Annotated in this window: 11 protein-coding genes; 2 read left to right on the forward strand and 9 right to left on the reverse strand. The window is 75.1% G+C overall.

The window, feature by feature from the left end; translation table 11 throughout:
- Positions 1-24 precede the first annotated feature (24 nt).
- From ACZ6Q9_RS11240 to ACZ6Q9_RS11270, 7 genes are all read right to left on the reverse strand, one after another.
- Positions 25-1,857 carry an NHL domain-containing thioredoxin family protein gene (locus tag ACZ6Q9_RS11240; RefSeq protein ID WP_396828787.1) on the reverse strand — a complete coding sequence of 611 codons (1,833 nt, stop codon included), beginning with the start codon at positions 1,855-1,857 and terminating at the stop codon, positions 25-27.
- 122 nt (positions 1,858-1,979) lie between these two features.
- Positions 1,980-4,712, reverse strand: coding sequence for an LppU/SCO3897 family protein (locus ACZ6Q9_RS11245; RefSeq protein WP_396828785.1), 2,733 nt, complete (start codon positions 4,710-4,712; stop codon positions 1,980-1,982).
- 345 nt (positions 4,713-5,057) lie between these two features.
- Positions 5,058-5,195 carry a hypothetical protein gene (locus tag ACZ6Q9_RS11250; RefSeq protein ID WP_165947779.1) on the reverse strand — a complete coding sequence of 46 codons (138 nt, stop codon included), beginning with the start codon at positions 5,193-5,195 and terminating at the stop codon, positions 5,058-5,060.
- A 222-nt stretch (positions 5,196-5,417) separates the two neighbouring features.
- A complete protein-coding gene (locus ACZ6Q9_RS11255) occupies positions 5,418-6,914 on the reverse strand; it encodes a dihydrolipoamide acetyltransferase family protein (protein ID WP_396828828.1) in 1,497 nt (498 codons plus the stop codon).
- Positions 6,915-6,919: 5 nt separating this feature from the next.
- Positions 6,920-7,909: an alpha-ketoacid dehydrogenase subunit beta gene (locus tag ACZ6Q9_RS11260; RefSeq protein WP_393259714.1), complete on the reverse strand. Its 990-nt coding sequence runs from the start codon at positions 7,907-7,909 to the stop codon at positions 6,920-6,922.
- Positions 7,909-9,084, reverse strand: a complete 1,176-nt coding sequence (pdhA, locus tag ACZ6Q9_RS11265) for a pyruvate dehydrogenase (acetyl-transferring) E1 component subunit alpha (RefSeq protein WP_393458929.1) — start codon at positions 9,082-9,084, stop codon at positions 7,909-7,911. The genes ACZ6Q9_RS11260 and pdhA overlap by 1 nt, the downstream gene beginning before the upstream one ends.
- Before the next feature lie 789 nt (positions 9,085-9,873).
- On the reverse strand, positions 9,874-10,431 hold the full coding sequence (locus tag ACZ6Q9_RS11270; RefSeq protein ID WP_396828782.1) for a hypothetical protein: 558 nt from the start codon (positions 10,429-10,431) through the stop codon (positions 9,874-9,876).
- A gap of 259 nt (positions 10,432-10,690) precedes the next feature.
- Here ACZ6Q9_RS11270 and ACZ6Q9_RS11275 point away from each other — a divergent pair, with 259 nt between their 5' ends.
- Positions 10,691-11,281: a phosphatase PAP2 family protein gene (locus ACZ6Q9_RS11275; RefSeq protein WP_357693413.1), complete on the forward strand. Its 591-nt coding sequence runs from the start codon at positions 10,691-10,693 to the stop codon at positions 11,279-11,281.
- 120 nt (positions 11,282-11,401) lie between these two features.
- Here ACZ6Q9_RS11275 and ACZ6Q9_RS11280 read toward each other — a convergent pair whose 3' ends face one another.
- Positions 11,402-12,016, reverse strand: a complete 615-nt coding sequence (locus ACZ6Q9_RS11280) for a TetR/AcrR family transcriptional regulator (RefSeq protein ID WP_396828779.1) — start codon at positions 12,014-12,016, stop codon at positions 11,402-11,404.
- Positions 12,017-12,073: 57 nt separating this feature from the next.
- Between ACZ6Q9_RS11280 and ACZ6Q9_RS11285 the strand changes: the two genes are divergently transcribed.
- A complete protein-coding gene (locus tag ACZ6Q9_RS11285; protein WP_396828777.1) occupies positions 12,074-12,835 on the forward strand; it encodes an SDR family NAD(P)-dependent oxidoreductase in 762 nt (253 codons plus the stop codon).
- A 51-nt stretch (positions 12,836-12,886) separates the two neighbouring features.
- On the opposite strand, the gene ACZ6Q9_RS11290 is transcribed toward ACZ6Q9_RS11285, so the two are convergent.
- The gene (locus ACZ6Q9_RS11290; protein WP_396828775.1) at positions 12,887-14,110 is read right to left on the reverse strand and encodes a hypothetical protein; all 1,224 of its coding nucleotides are present in this window, start codon (positions 14,108-14,110) and stop codon (positions 12,887-12,889) included.
- Positions 14,111-14,198 lie beyond the last annotated feature (88 nt).

Genomic DNA, 14,198 nt, shown 5'->3' on the forward strand with positions numbered 1-14,198 from the left:
CGGCGTGCGCCGTTCGCGTGGTGTTCAGGCGTCCAGGCCGCGGAGGACCAGCGGGAGCCGGGCGGTGGCGCCGTCGACCACCCGGACCGGGACACCCCAGTCCTGGCGGGTCAGGTGGCAGGCCGCGTGCTCGACGTCCGCGTCGCAGGTCGCCGCCTGGGCGGTCACCTGGAGCACGCCGCCGGCCACGTCGCCGTTCACCACCAGGCGGCGGGACAGCTCCGTGCCGGTGCCGGCGCCCTCCAGCAGCAGCTCGGGCGGGGACGCGGAGACCACCAGCCGCGTCGACGGGCCGTACGTCTCGTCCAGCTTCTGCCCCGGCGCTGGGGTGAAGACGACGTCCAGCGTCACCTCGCCGGCGGCCAGGTCGGTGGGCTTGCGCTCGGTGCGGTGCCGAGGGCCGTCCACGGTGCTCGCCCCCGCGGCGGAGAGCGCGCCCGGTGCCAGCCGGGTCAACCGGTGCGCGGCGGACTCCACCACCAGCACCTCGCCGGCCGGCGTCAGCACGAGGTCGCTCGGCTCCGCGAGCCCGTCGGCGACCGTCGAGACCCGGTCGCCCTCCGGGTCATAGCGGCGGACCGCCCCGTTGTACGTGTCGGCGATCAGCACGGAGCCGTCCGGCAGCGCGCACACCCCCAGCGGGTGCTGGAGCAGCGCCGAGGACGCCGGCCCGTCCACGTGGCCGAAGTCGAAGAGCCCTTGCCCGACGGCGGTGCCCATGACGTCGTTCTCGACGTACCGGATCGCGCTGGTCTCGCTGTCGGCGATCCAGAGCCGCCTGCCGTCGGCCGAGACCGAGAGGCCGGAAGGCTGCGCCATCCACGCCTCGGCCAGCGGGCCGTCGCGCAGCGCCTCCACCGTCGTGCCCGCGTACATGCCGGCGGTGCGCTTCACCGGGGCGAACCACCAGAGCTGGTGGATGCCGGCCATCGCGATGACGACCCTGTCGTCGTACCAGGCCAGGTCCCAGGGGGAGGAGAGGTCGACCGAGAGCGCGTCGTGCGCGTGGTCGTCGACCGTGGAGCGCCACTGCCGACCGGTGCCCGCGACCGTGACCACCTCCCCGTCCGCCAGGCGTACGCCCCGCAGCAGGTGGTTGACCGTGTCGGCGACGACCAGGTCGTAGCCGGCCACCTCGGCGGCGTGCGCGGGCAGCAGGCAGAGCCCCTGCGGTTCGGAGAAGGTGGCCGCCCCGGCCGGGCCGTCGGCCCGCCCCCGGGTGCCGGCGCCGATCCGGCGGACCAGCGCCTCCCCGTCCGGCGCCAGCTCGGCCAGCGAGTGCCGGGCCGAGTCCGACACCAGCAGGTTGCCGTTCTCCAGCAGCACCGCCTTGCCGGGGAAGCGCAGCGTGGTCTCCGGCTCGGCCGGCGGCACGTACGGGCCGTCGCCCCGGTGCAGGGTGCCCTTCGCCTCGTGGGTGGCGATCAGGTCGTCGACGAGCCGCGCGAGCCCTTCGGCGTGGCCCTCGCCGGCCATGGTCGCCACCACGTAGCCCTCGGGGTCGATCACCGACAGGGTGGGCCAGGCGCGGGCCGCGTACTGCTGCCACATGTCCAGCTCGGGGTCGTCGAGCACCGGGTGGTGGACGCCGTACCGCTCCACGGCGGCGGCCAGCGCGTCCGGGTCCTTCTCGTGCTCGAACTTGGGCGAGTGCACGCCGATCACGACGAGCACGTCGCCGTACTTCTCCTCGAGCGGGCGCAACTCGTCGAGCACGTGCAGGCAGTTGATGCAGCAGAAGGTCCAGAAGTCGGCGATCACGATCTTGCCGCGCAGATCGGACAGCTTCAGGTCCCGCCCGCCGGTGTTCAGCCAGCCTCGACCGCGCAGCTCGGGGGCCCGTACTCGTGCGCTCATGAGCCCAGTCTGCCGGACGCGGCGGGTCGGGCCGGGCGGCACCCCGCGCGGGCTCGATCACATCCCACCGGCGAAACGGGGGCGGGGCCACGATCTCCCGTGGCCCCGCCCCCGTGCTGTGGCTACTTGCCGGCCGGCTTCAGGCAGAGCACCCGGTTCGCCCCGTCGCCGGGGAGCACCACGTGCGGCTGGGCCGGGTCGGCGCACTTGTCCTTCGCGTCCACCTTGGAGACCACGGTGAAGGCACCCGCCTCACCGCAGTCCGCCCCCGCCGCGCCCTCGCCCGACTGCTTGACGCAGCTGCCGACCGCCGGATCGAAGGTCGGGGCCTTCTCCGTGCCGCCGACCTTGCCGAGCAGCATGAGCAGGCCCAGCGGCACCGCCAGGATCAGCACCGCGGCGACGAGCACCGCAGCGAGCACCCGCCCGTTGCGCACCTTGGGCGTGGGCGCCTCGGTCTTCGGCTCCGCGATGGGCTTGAACGAGTCGAACCGGCCCTGGTCCTGTTCCGGAGCGCCCTGGTCCCAGGAGGACGGGCCGGGCTGCTGCCCGGGCGGCGGGAACGCCGGCGGGAAGGCGCCGCCTGGTGCGGGGTCGGCCATCGGGGCGGGCCCGTAGCCGGGTGCCGCGCCGCCAGCGGCGGCGCCGGCGGCCGGGGCGCCGAAGTGCTCGGCGGGGCGGTCCGCGCCATCGTGCGGCCGGACCCCGTTGACGGGCCGGCCGTTGGCCGGCGCGTCGACGAAGGATGGCACGCCCGGCGGGAAGGTCGGGGGCGCGGCCGGCGACGCGGGCGCGACCGGAGCGGCGGCGCCGAAGGCGGCCGCTCCCCGGTCCCGGTCGTCGAAGCGGGGGTCCGGCCCCTGGTCGAAGCGGGGCTCCGGCGCCTGGTCGAAGCGCGGCTCGGGAGCCCGGTCGAATCGCGTGTCCTGGTCGAACCGGGCGTCCGGGCCCTGGTCGAACCGCGTGTCCTGGTCGAACCGGGCGTCCGGGCCCTGGTCGAACCGCGCGTCCTGGTCGAACCGGGCGTCCGGGCCCTGGTCGAACCGCGCGTCCTGGTTGAACCGCGTCTCGGGCCCCTGGTCGAACCGCGGCGGCGGCGCGTGGTCCGGCCGGTGCCCGTGCGGCTCGTCCTGCGCCGGTGCGTCCGCTGGCTCAGGGCGGGCCGGCCGGCCGTACACGCGGGGCTGCGGCGCGGGGGTGCCCCCCGGCTGCAGGGGCTGGTCGGCCGGCGGCATCACCCGGCTGGCCAGCGGCACCGCGGCGCTCGCCGAGACGCTGCCGGCCGCCGCCTCGGCACCCTCCGGCGCCGGTACGGCCGCCCGCCCGCCCGACTCCGGCGAGGTACGCGGAGCGGGCACCACCGGCCCGGCGGTGGACTGCGGATCGTCGTGCCGGGAGCCGGCCTGCGCCCAGCCCGGCTGCTCCTGCCCGTACGCCGGCACACCGCCCTCCCGGGCGGACTGCTCGGGCGCGAACTGGGCCGGGGGAACGTAGTCGGTCGGCGGGGCGGCGGCCAGGCTGGCGCCGGGCACCCGCTGCTCCTGGGGCGGCAGGGGCACCGCGTTGGCCGGCGAGATGCCGGGGCCCGGGGGGGGCTGGTAGATCGGCGGCTCCTCGGCGCGGTCCGCCTCCCAGCCGTTGCCGGCCCGGTTCGCGGCGGGCTCGCCCGCCGCGGCGCGGCCCCACGCCTCGTCGGCCGACCACGGCTCGACGTCCGGTATGGCCGGTCCGCCGACCCGCTGCGGCAGGCTCTCGGCCGCGGGGCCCCATGGCGGCGGCCCGCCGTCGCCGGAGGCGGGAACGGCCGCCCGGCCGGGCGGGGTCGAGGCTGGTGCGGAGGCGCCCCAGCCGTTCGGGTCCCGGTCCTCGGGCTGCTGCGGCACCGAGGCCGCGCCTCGGGTCGAGGCCGGCTCGTCCCGGCCCGGCCACTCGTCGTCCTGCTGCTGCCCGGCAGGACTCCAGCCGCCCGAGCGGGTGGGGTCCTGCGGGGGCTCGGTGTTCCAGCCGCCGGAGCGGGCGGGGTCGTCCTGGGCGGGCCAGGGCTGCGGGGCGGGGGTGGCCTGCGGGACCTGGGCGGCGCCGCGCGCGGCGGGCTCGGGCTGCGCGTCCTGCTGGACGCCGCCTACCCAGCCACCGGAACGGTTCGGGTCATCCTGCTGGGCGGCCCAGCCGTCCTGCCGGGGCCGATCGTCCGGGACGGCGTCGCCGGCCCAGCCGCTGGAGCGGGCCTGGTCGTCCTGCTGTCCGGCCGTCCAGCCGCCGGAGCGGTTCGGGTCGTCCTGCGGCTGCCCGGCAGCGGTCCAGCCGCCGGAGCGGGTGGGGTCCTGCGGGGGCTCGGTGTTCCAGCCGCCGGAGCGGGCGGGGTCGTCCTGGGTGGGCCAGGGCTGCGGGGCGGGGGCGGCCTGCGGGACCTGGGCGGCGCCGCGCGCGGCGGGCTCGGACTGCGCCCAGGCCGGGGAGGGCTGCTCGGTCTGGGCCCAGGCGGGCTGGTCGGGGGCGGCGTGCGGCGGGGCGGCGGCGGCCCAGGTGGGACCGGGCTGCTCTCCCGGCGCGCCGGGCCACGCCGGCTGTGGGGACCCGCCGGCGGGTCCCCAGGTGGCGGGCGGGGCGGGGTCGGCCTGCTGCGGAGCCTGGCCGGCGCCCCAGGCGGGGGCCGTCTGCTGCTCGTTCTGGTTGGCCCAGGCGGGAGGGTTCGGCTGCCCGGACGGTGGCGGGGGCGCCCAGCCCAGGTCGGGGGCGCCGCCGTAGCCGTTGCCCTGCTGCGCCGGGCGGTCGCCGTACGGCGCCGGTCCGCCGGCGCCCGGCGACACCTCGTCCGGCTGCTGGCCGGGGTGGTGCGTGCCCTCGGACGTCATGCGTGCGCCTCCTCCATCACCTGTCGGCCGCCGCTGCCGATCGGTCTGCTCGGCAGGGTGGCCGGCGTCGCCGGTGTACCGGCCGTACCGGCTCCCCGCACCGTATCCGGTGACTGCCCGAGGGCTTCCGGGGAGCACCCGGCCGTCACTCCCTGTGGCCGGGTGGTGTCGAGCGGCATCTATCGACTCGACCTGCTCCCGGTCGGCGGGCGACGACCGAAGCCCACCGTACCGGGCGCTGCGGCGGGGTGGAATCCCGGTGTCAATGGGTGTGAAACGCCGATGGCCCGCCCGGGTAGACCGGGCGGGCCATCGATCTGGAGGAGGTGAGGAACGATCTGGGCGTCAGCTCATGTGACGCTGGGCGATGGCGAGGATCTCTTCGCGGACCGCGGGCGAGTTGGCGGAGCGCAGCGCGTGCTCGATGGCACGGGCGCGGCGGTTGGCGTCGCGGCGGTTACGGATTCGCTCGATCATGCTCATGGTGGTCTCTCCTCCTGGCTATTCGGTTGTCAGCCCCTTGATGTCTCTATTGAACCGCAGAACGCCCCCAACTTCCATCGATTATTAGGTGAGCTGGGACACGAGCCGAACAATCGAAGGTCAAACCGGTCCGTGAGCCGATGTTTCTGTCTCCCAACGGTCACGGCCGGTGTGCCGGGCGTTCACCCGAGGCACACCGGCCGTGGCTGGTGTCGAGACCCGTCAGGTCCAGGCGAGCAGCGCCGCCTCCGGGTCGGCCAGGAAGTCCCCGATGTCGCGCAGGAACTTCGAGCCCAGCTCGCCGTCGATGATCCGGTGGTCGAACGACAGGCCCAGCGTGGTGACCTGGCGCGGACGGACCTTGCCCTTGTGCACCCAGGGCATCTCGCGTACGGCGCCGAAGGCCAGGATCGCCGACTCGCCCGGGGGCAGGATCGGCGTGCCCGTGTCCACGCCGAAGACACCCACGTTGGTGATCGTCAGGGTGCCGCCGGACATGTCGGCCGGCGAGGTCTTCCCCGCCTTGGCCGTCTGCACCAGGTCGGTCATCGCGTCCGCCAACTCGCGCAGCGAGAGCCGGCCGGCGTCCTTGATGTTCGGCACGATCAGCCCTCGCTCGGTGGCCGCCGCGATGCCCAGGTTGACGTAGTCCTTGACCACGATCTCGTCGCCGGCCCAGGTCGAGTTGACCATCGGGTGGCGCCTGACCGCCAGCAGCACCGCCTTGGCGACCAGCAGCAGCGGCGATACCCGCACGTCGCGCCACTCCCGCCGGCCGCGGAGCCGGTCCAGGGCCTTCATCGCCCGGGTCACGTCGACGGTCAGGAACTCCGTCACGTGCGGGGCGGTGAACGCCGAGCGGGACATGTTCTCGGCGGTGAGCTTGCGTACCCCCTTGACCGGGATGCGCTGCTCGCGGTCCGCGCCGAAGCTCGCCGCCGCCGTGGCCGGGGCCGCCACCGTCAGCGGCTCGGCCGCCACCGGGGTGCCACTCGCCGCCCGCTGCACGTCCTCCCGGGTGATCGAGCCCTGCGGGCCCGAGCCGGTCAGCGTGGACAGGTCGACGCCGAGGTCCTTGGCGAGCTTGCGGACCGGAGGCTTGGCCAGCACCGGGCCGCCGGCCCGGCCGTGGCCGTTCGCCGGGGCCGTGCTCACCGGCGCGACCGGGGCCGCGGGGGCGACCGGGGCCGCCGGCGCGACCGGGGCCGCCGGCGCGACCGGAGCCGCCGGGGCCGCGGCCTGGGCCGGCACCGGGGCGCCGCCCTTGCGCGGGCGCCGCTTGGCGGCCGTGGTCCGCGGGCCGTAGCCCACCAGCACGGCGGTACGCCCACCCGGGGCCGGACCGCCGATCAGGCCCGGCTCGACCGCGCCCTCGGCCGGCGCCACCTCGACCGCGGCCAGCGACGCCGCCGACGGGGCGGGCAGGTCGGCGGCCGGCGCACTGGTCGTCGACGCCTCGATGGGCCCGGCGCCCGGGTCGGTGTCGATCGCGATGATCGGTGTGCCGACCTCGACGGTGGTCCCCTCCGGGTGGAAGATCGCCTGCACCTGGCCGGCCCACTTCGCCGGGATCTCGACGGCCGCCTTGGCCGTCTCCACCTCGACGATCGGCTGGTTCAGCTCGATGACGTCGCCGACCTTGACCAGCCAGGCGAGGATCTCGCCCTCGGTCAGGCCCTCGCCCAGGTCGGGAAGGTTGAACTCCTTGATCCGCGACATGCCGCTCACCAGCCGAAGGTGCGGTCGACGGCGTCGAGCACCCGGTCGAGGTCGGGAAGGTACTCCTCCTCCACCCGGGAGGCCGGGTAGGGAGTGTCGAAGCCCGTCACCCGCAGCACCGGGGACTCCAGGGAGTAGAAGCACTCCTCGGTGACCCGGGCCGCGATCTCCGAGCCCAGGCCCAGGTTGCCCGGGGCCTCGTGCACGACCACGCAGCGGCCCGTGCGCTTCACCGACTCGTACGCGGCGGTCAGGTCCAGCGGCGAGATCGTGCGCAGGTCGATGACCTCCAGCTCGCGGCCGTCCTCGGCCGCGGCCGTCGCCGCGTCCAGGCAGGTCCGCACCATCGGTCCGTACGCCAGCAGGGTGGCGTCGGTGCCGGCCCGGGCGACCCGGGCGGAGTGCAGCGGGTACGCCTCGGACAGCGGGGCGTCCAGTTCGACCGGACCCTTCTCCCAGTAGCGCCGCTTCGGCTCCATGAACACGATCGGGTCGTCCGAGGCGATGGCCTGCTGGATCATCGTGTACGCGTCCTGCGGGCTGGCGCAGCTCACCACCTTGAGGCCGGCGGTGTGGGCGAAGTACGCCTCCGGCGACTCCGAGTGGTGCTCGACCGCGCCGATGCCGCCGCCGAAGGGGATCCGGATGACCATCGGGATCTTGACCTTGCCCTGCGAGCGGTAGTGCATCTTCGCCACCTGCGACACGATCTGGTCGTACGCGGGGTAGACGAAGCCGTCGAACTGGATCTCGCAGACGGGGCGGTAGCCGCGGATGGCGAGGCCGACCGCGGTGCCGATGATGCCGGACTCGGCGAGCGGGGTGTCGATCACCCGCTGCTCGCCGAAGTCCTTCTGGAGGCCGTCGGTGATCCGGAAGACGCCGCCGAGCTTGCCGACGTCCTCGCCCATGATGACGACCTTCGGGTCGTTCTCCAGGGCCTTGCGCAGGCCGGTGTTGAGGGCCTTGCCGAGGGTGAGCGTCTCCGTGGCCATCAGTGGGCGCTCCCCTCGAACGACTCCATGTACCTGCTGAACTGCGCCCGCTGCTTGTCGAGCTCGGGGGACCCGGTGGGGTAGACGTGGTCGAACATCGTCACGGGCTCAGGGTTGGGCATGGCGAGCACCCGCTCGCGCAGGTGCACCGACTCGGTGCGGGCCTGCTCGTCGACGTCGGCGAAGAAGTCCGCGTCGGCGATCTGCTGCCTGGTCAGGAACGCCTTCATCCGGGCGATCGGGTCCTTGGCCTGCCAGGCCTCGACCTCGCTGGCGATCCGGTAGCGGGTCGGGTCGTCGGAGGTGGTGTGCGCGCCCATCCGGTAGGTGTAGGCCTCGATGAGGCTGGGGCCCTGGCCGAGCCGGGCGTTGTCCAGCGCGTGCCGGGTCACCGCGTACGACGCGAGCACGTCGTTGCCGTCCACCCGCACGCCGGGGAAGCCGAAGCCGCCCGCCCGCTGGTAGAGCGGGACACGGGTCTGCCGCTCCAGCGGCTCCGAGATGGCGTACTGGTTGTTCTGGCAGAAGAACACCAGGGGGGCGTTGAAGACGCTGGCCCAGACGAACGCCTCGTTGACGTCGCCCTGGCTGGTGGCGCCGTCGCCGAAGTAGGCGATCACCGCCTCGCCGTCCTCGGTCCCGGTCTTGCCGTCCATGCTGACGCCCATGGCGTACCCGGTCGCGTGCAGGGTCTGTGCCCCGATCACGATCGTGTACATGTTGAACTTGAACTCGTTCGGGTCCCAGCCGCCCTGGTCGACGCCCCGGAACAGGCCGAGCGGCATGATCGGGTCGATGCCCCGGCAGTAGAGGACGCCGTGCTCCCGGTAGGTCGGGAAGGCCATGTCCTGGGTGCGCAGCGCACGCCCCGAGCCGACCTGCGCGGCCTCCTGGCCCAGCAGGCTGGCCCACAGGCCCAGCTCGCCCTGGCGCTGCAACGCGGTGGCCTCGGCGTCGAGCTTGCGGACCAGCACGAGGTCGCGGTAGAGCCCGCGGTACTCCTCGTCGGTGAAGTCGACGCGGTACTCCGTCCCGTCCGGGCCGGTCGCGCTCTCGATCCGCTCACCCTCCGGGGTGAGCAACTGCACCAGCTGCGGGTCGCCGGTCGCGCCCTTCCTGGAGCGGGGTGCGGCCCGCCGGCCGCGGCTGGAGACCCCGGGGTCGCCCTTTGCCATCCGTCTCTCCCTGTCTGTCTGCGTCGGCACCGGGGGGTCACCCGGCCGCGCAACTCGTGCGCCTGTCCGGCTGGTGCCGGACCGGTTCCTGGCGGCCGCGCCTAGCCCCGGTGGGGGTTGCCGCGCGGCGTGAAGCCGGATTCTTGGCCGAACCCGGTTCGGGAGCGCCGGCGCCCAGCCGCGCCTGCCGCGGGGGTGCGCGGAGGTCGAGGCTGCGTTGCCGTCGTGGTCCATATTCGCATCACACGTGAGCGCGCCCACAGTACGCCCGCCCCGCACCGGGAGGGCGGCCCGCTTCGTTACACGAAGCGCCGGGTGTCCGTTCCATCGACGCGCGGCCGATCCGGCGATGGTTCGTCACCGTTCGGGCAGATACGCGTGTCGACACGCGGTAGGGGGTTGGCTGACGGAGCGTCACTGGGCAGGCTGATTGGCGGGGGGGATGGCCCAGGTCGAGGGGTTTGCCGCTTCCTCGCGGCGATCCGGGTGCCGCCGGCTGGCTCCGGTCGCGGTGTCCCGCTGATCGTCGGCCCGGCGAACGGTCGCGAAGCCGACGCTCGTCCGGCAGGTCGTCGTGGGTGCCGGACTCGACGATGCGGCCGTGGTCGCGGGGCGGAGTCGGGCGACCGCTGCCCCGGGCCGGCGGGAGACCAACGAGGAGGAGTGCGCGGTGTCCGATCCAGGCGAAGGCCCCGGTGCCCCGTTCCTCGTTCGGCACCGTGCGGCCGGTGGCTACCGCCGACTGGTGGGCGCGCACCGGGCGCCCGGGTCCGGCGGGCCGCCCCGGGGCTACCTGTTCACCGTGGCGCTGCTCGCCGGCACCGCGTCGATGCCGATCCTCGCCGCGATCAGCACCGGCTCTGCCACGGTCGGCAGCACCGCCCTGCCCGACAGCGGCACCCCGTTTCTGCCCACGCCCTCCGTGGGCCCGGTGGTGATCCCGGTGCCGGCGACGAACCAGCCGGCGGTCGCCCCGTCGACCCCGTCCCCCGCCGTGGCGACCCCGAGCACCTGGCGGCCCGCCGCGCCGGCCCCGCGTACGCCGGTCGTGGCGGCGCCGGGCCCGGGGTCGGTGGTGCGGCCCGCGCCCCCGCCCGCGGTGGTCCCGTCGCGCCCGCCGGGCGGCCGGCCGGTTCCGCTGCCCTCACCGAGCCCGTCACCCAGCCCGTCCCCTTCCCCGTCCACGTCGCCCTCGCCCGAGCCGACCCTCTCGCCGAGTCCGTCCCCGGTGATCACGGCGACCGGCTCGCCGACCCCGGGACCGTCGGCGGAGCCCACGAGCACGGGCTCGCCGCCGACCGCCGATCCCACGCCGACCGCCGACGCCACGCCGACCGCCGACGCCACGCCGGCCTCGTCCCCGGCCGGCCCACGGCCCGCCGAGGCTTCCCGCCTTACGGTCGAGCCCGCCGGAGTGCGGGCCGGCACCGGGCGGCCACGGGTACGGTGACGGCCGACGGCAGGTGAGCCGCCCAACGGCGCAGCGCGGGTCGGCCCGCCGGTGGGTGGACGGGGTGGCTCCGGGCGCGGCCCGGGGCGGAGCAGAGGCGGAGCGCTGAGCGGAGCGGACGGCACGGGCGCAGGGCCCTCGACCCGCCCGGACGCCGTGCCGCGTCCCGGTCCCACGCTGCGGCTCGCCCGGCTCGTCACCGAGCTGACCGCGCCCGCGGTGCTGGTCTCCCTGCTGACCGTGGCGGTCGGCTGGCACAGCACCCGGGGCGCGCACGGGCTGGCCTGGGGGCTGCTCGCCACGCTCTTCGTCAGCGGCATCCCGTTCGCGTACATCGTCGGCGGGGTGCGCCGGGGTCGGTTCACCGACCACCACGTGGGCGTCCGTGAGCAGCGCCGCGTCCCGCTGCTGTTCGGCCTCTGCTCGGTGGCCGCCGGCCTGGCCCTGCTCGCGGTCCTCGGTGCGCCCCGCCCGGTGCTGGCCCTGGCCGCCGCCGGGCTGCTCGGCCTGGTGGTCGCCGTGGCCGTCAGTCACTGGTGGAAGATGTCGATCCACTCGGCGGTGGCCGCCGGCACGGTGGTCGTGCTGGTGCTGACGTTCGGGGCCGCTCTGCTGGCGACCGCGCCACTGCTCGCGCTCGTCGGCTGGTCCCGGGTCCGTCTGCGCGACCACACCGTGCCCCAGGTGGTCGCGGGAGCACTGCTCGGCGCACTGATCGCGGGCGTCGTCTTCGCCACCCTCCGCTGAAACCGTCGCCGCCGCACCGTCCTGCGCCCAACCGCTCGTCGCGAACCGCGCCCGGCTGCCTGGTCGAGGTCCCCCGGGTGAGGGTGACGGGCCGCTGGATCGTCCGGACCCTTCCGGTCGTCAGGCCGGTGGCGGCTGCCAGGCGGTCAGCGCGACCCGCGCCACGGCCGCCAGTTCGTCCTCCGTGGCGCCGTCGCGGGCCTGTACCGACATGCCCTGCACGATCGCGCCGACGTACCGGGCCAGGCTCCGCGGGTCGGCGGCGGGATCGAGGGTGCCCACCGCCTGCGCCCGCCGGAAGTAGTCGGCGATCTGCTCCAGAGTGGTGTCGCGGCGGGCGGCGACGGCCCGCGCCACGGAGTCGGATTGTGGCGGCACCTCCAGCGCCGCCGTGGAGATCATGCAACCGCCCGGACCGCCGCTGCCGGCGAACTGGCGTGCCGCGCCGAGGAGGAAGTCCGCGAGCCCGGCGCGGTCGGGGACCTCCCGGTCGAGCGGGGCGGTGGCGTGGCGTCCGACGTGCGTGACGTAGTGGTCGAGGCAGGCGGAGTACAGCCCTGCCTTCGAGCCGAACGCGTGGTAGATGCTCGGCGGGTTCAGGCCGGTGGCCGCCTGCAGCATCGTCAGGCTCGCGCCCTCGTAGCCGTGCGCCCAGAACACCCGCATGGACTGCTCGAGAACCCGCTCCTGGTCGAAGGACCGGGGCCGGCCGGGGCCCCCCTCCCGCTTTTTCATAGTGACCACTATAGTAAACGCGGATTGTTTAGTGATCGATACAAAAAGGGGGCGTCGATGGGATCGTCAGTGCTGGTGACGGGTGGTTCGCGGGGCATCGGTCGGGCGATCGCCGTGGGACTGGCGGGTACCGGCGCGGAGGTCGTCGGGGTCCACTACACGCGCGACGAGGCGGCCGCCCGGCAGACCGCGGAACTGGTCCGTCAGGCCGGCGCCGCGCCGGTGCTGGTACGCGCGGAGTTCGGCACCGCGGGCGTGGCCGCCGCCGAGCGGCTTGCCACGACGTTCCTCGACCAGGTCGAGCGGACCGTCGGGCACCGCCAGATCGACGTCCTGGTCAACAACGCCGGCATCGGTGGTCCGCAGCAGCTCGGTTCGATCGACGAGGCGACGTACCGGCGGGTGGTGGAGGTCAACCTCACCGTCCCGATCTTCCTCACCCAGGCGCTCTGGCCGCACCTGCGCGACGGAGGGCGGGTGATCAACGTGTCCACCGGATACACCCGGATCGCCGCCCCCACGCACCCTGTCTACTCGGCGACGAAGGCGGCGCTGAACGCGCTGACCCTGGCCCTGGCCCCCACACTGGGCGCCCGCGGCGTCACCGTCAACGCGGTGATGCCCGGCGTCATCGAAACCGACATGAACGCCGACTGGCTCGACCAGGGGGACGCCCGGAAGGAGGCGGCCGGGCTGTCGGTGTTCAACCGGGTCGGCGACGTCGACGACGTGGCAGACGTGGTGCGGTTCCTCGCCTCGGAGCAGTCCCGCTGGATCACCGGGCAGGTCATCGACGTCACCGGCGGTTCGGCCCTCTGACCGGGCCGGTGCCCCGGCGACGTCGCGCCAGGGCACCGGGCCCGCGAGCTGTCAGGCGCCCTCGTCGGCCAGGCGGTGGCGGTTGGCCTCGATCCAGGCGTCCAGGGCGGCCGGGTCGTCCGGGTCGACGCCGTCGGCCATCAACTGCGCCACGGCGGCGGTGGCGGGGCTGCGCCGCTCGCCCGTGCTGTAGAGGCGGGCGAACTCCGGCACCATCTCCTCGATCGCCGTGTCGGTCTGCGCCGCCGCCCGCTCCGGCAGCCCGCGCTTGCGGGCGGCGTACGCGGCCCAGCCGCGCAGCACCCGGGGCAGCAGGGCGGCGTCGTCCATGTCCAGCACCGCCCGCCGGTGCACCCAGTCCAGCAGGAACAGCCCGGACACGGTCGGGCTCCACCGCATCGGGTCGGCGTCGGGGAAGCTGGCCGCGTGGTCCAGCAGCAGGCTGAGGCAGAAGTGCAGCGAGGCCAGCTCCGCCCCGTCGACGGCGTCCAGGCCGAACCGGGCCGCCTCCGGCGAGGCGAGGAACCGGCGGACCAGCTCCGTACGCTCGGCGGCGGAGAGCGGCTCGACGGCGGGCGCGGGCACGGTGCGGGTGGGGTGGGGCAACCGCGCCAGCCGGGCGCCGAGCAGGGCCCGGTCGGTGGCCAGCGAGCCCTCCCCGGGCAGCTCACTCAGACTGTCGGTGATCGTCAGGTGCCGGCCCACCTCGGCGTGCATCCGGGCCGGCTCCTCGTCGCGGAACCAGGTCAGCTCGTCCCCGGCGCACATCTGCCGCACCTGGTCGAGGATCCGGTCGGGCGGCCCGCCGACGAAGACGTCCTTGGTGATGCCGATGTTGTGGTCGAGCAGCGTCACCACCGCGTGCGCCGGCCCGCCGGCCGGGTCGTCGTACGCGAAGGTCGCCAGGTAGGAGGTCTGGTCGCCGTACACGTCGCCGTAGGACCAGCAGCCGGTGAGGTGGACCCGGCCGAGGTGGGCGGCCCAGGCGGGGGTGGCGGCACCGGGGCGGACCCGGGCGGCACCCTCGGCGTCGGGCACCAGCGCGGCGAAGACCGAGCGGACGGTGGTCGCGGCGGCCGAGCGGCGACGGGAGGTGGCGGCCAGGAAGCCGGCCACGAATTCCCGCACCGCGCTGTCACGGTCGGTCTCCGCCACCGCGTAGACGCTGCCGAGCAGGGCCGCGCCGAGCATCTCCGCGTCGAGGGCGTTCTCCAGCTTGGCCACGTCGCGGGCGGCGTGCAGCACCGCGTCGTACGGGGTCTGAGGCGTTCCCATCCACCGACCCTACGCTGCCGCCCGGCTCCGGGCGGCACGAGCGACCCGAGCATCGCCCGCGTCGTGGGCACCCACCACCGCCGACCTG

The organism is Micromonospora sp. NPDC049139, assembly GCF_055586845.1.

Bases quoted from the DNA above. Each gene is read 5' to 3' on its own strand.
- ACZ6Q9_RS11240 (WP_396828787.1), bottom strand. From the start codon at position 1,857: ATGAGCGCACGAGTACGGGCCCCCGAGCTGCGCGGTCGAGGCTGGCTG.
- ACZ6Q9_RS11245 (WP_396828785.1), bottom strand. From the start codon at position 4,712: ATGACGTCCGAGGGCACGCACCACCCCGGCCAGCAGCCGGACGAGGTG.
- ACZ6Q9_RS11250 (WP_165947779.1), bottom strand. From the start codon at position 5,195: ATGAGCATGATCGAGCGAATCCGTAACCGCCGCGACGCCAACCGCCGC.
- ACZ6Q9_RS11255 (WP_396828828.1), bottom strand. From the start codon at position 6,914: ATGTCGCGGATCAAGGAGTTCAACCTTCCCGACCTGGGCGAGGGCCTG.
- ACZ6Q9_RS11260 (WP_393259714.1), bottom strand. From the start codon at position 7,909: ATGGCCACGGAGACGCTCACCCTCGGCAAGGCCCTCAACACCGGCCTG.
- pdhA (WP_393458929.1), bottom strand. From the start codon at position 9,084: ATGGCAAAGGGCGACCCCGGGGTCTCCAGCCGCGGCCGGCGGGCCGCA.
- ACZ6Q9_RS11280 (WP_396828779.1), bottom strand. From the start codon at position 12,016: ATGAAAAAGCGGGAGGGGGGCCCCGGCCGGCCCCGGTCCTTCGACCAG.
- ACZ6Q9_RS11285 (WP_396828777.1), top strand. From the start codon at position 12,074: ATGGGATCGTCAGTGCTGGTGACGGGTGGTTCGCGGGGCATCGGTCGG.
- ACZ6Q9_RS11290 (WP_396828775.1), bottom strand. From the start codon at position 14,110: ATGGGAACGCCTCAGACCCCGTACGACGCGGTGCTGCACGCCGCCCGC.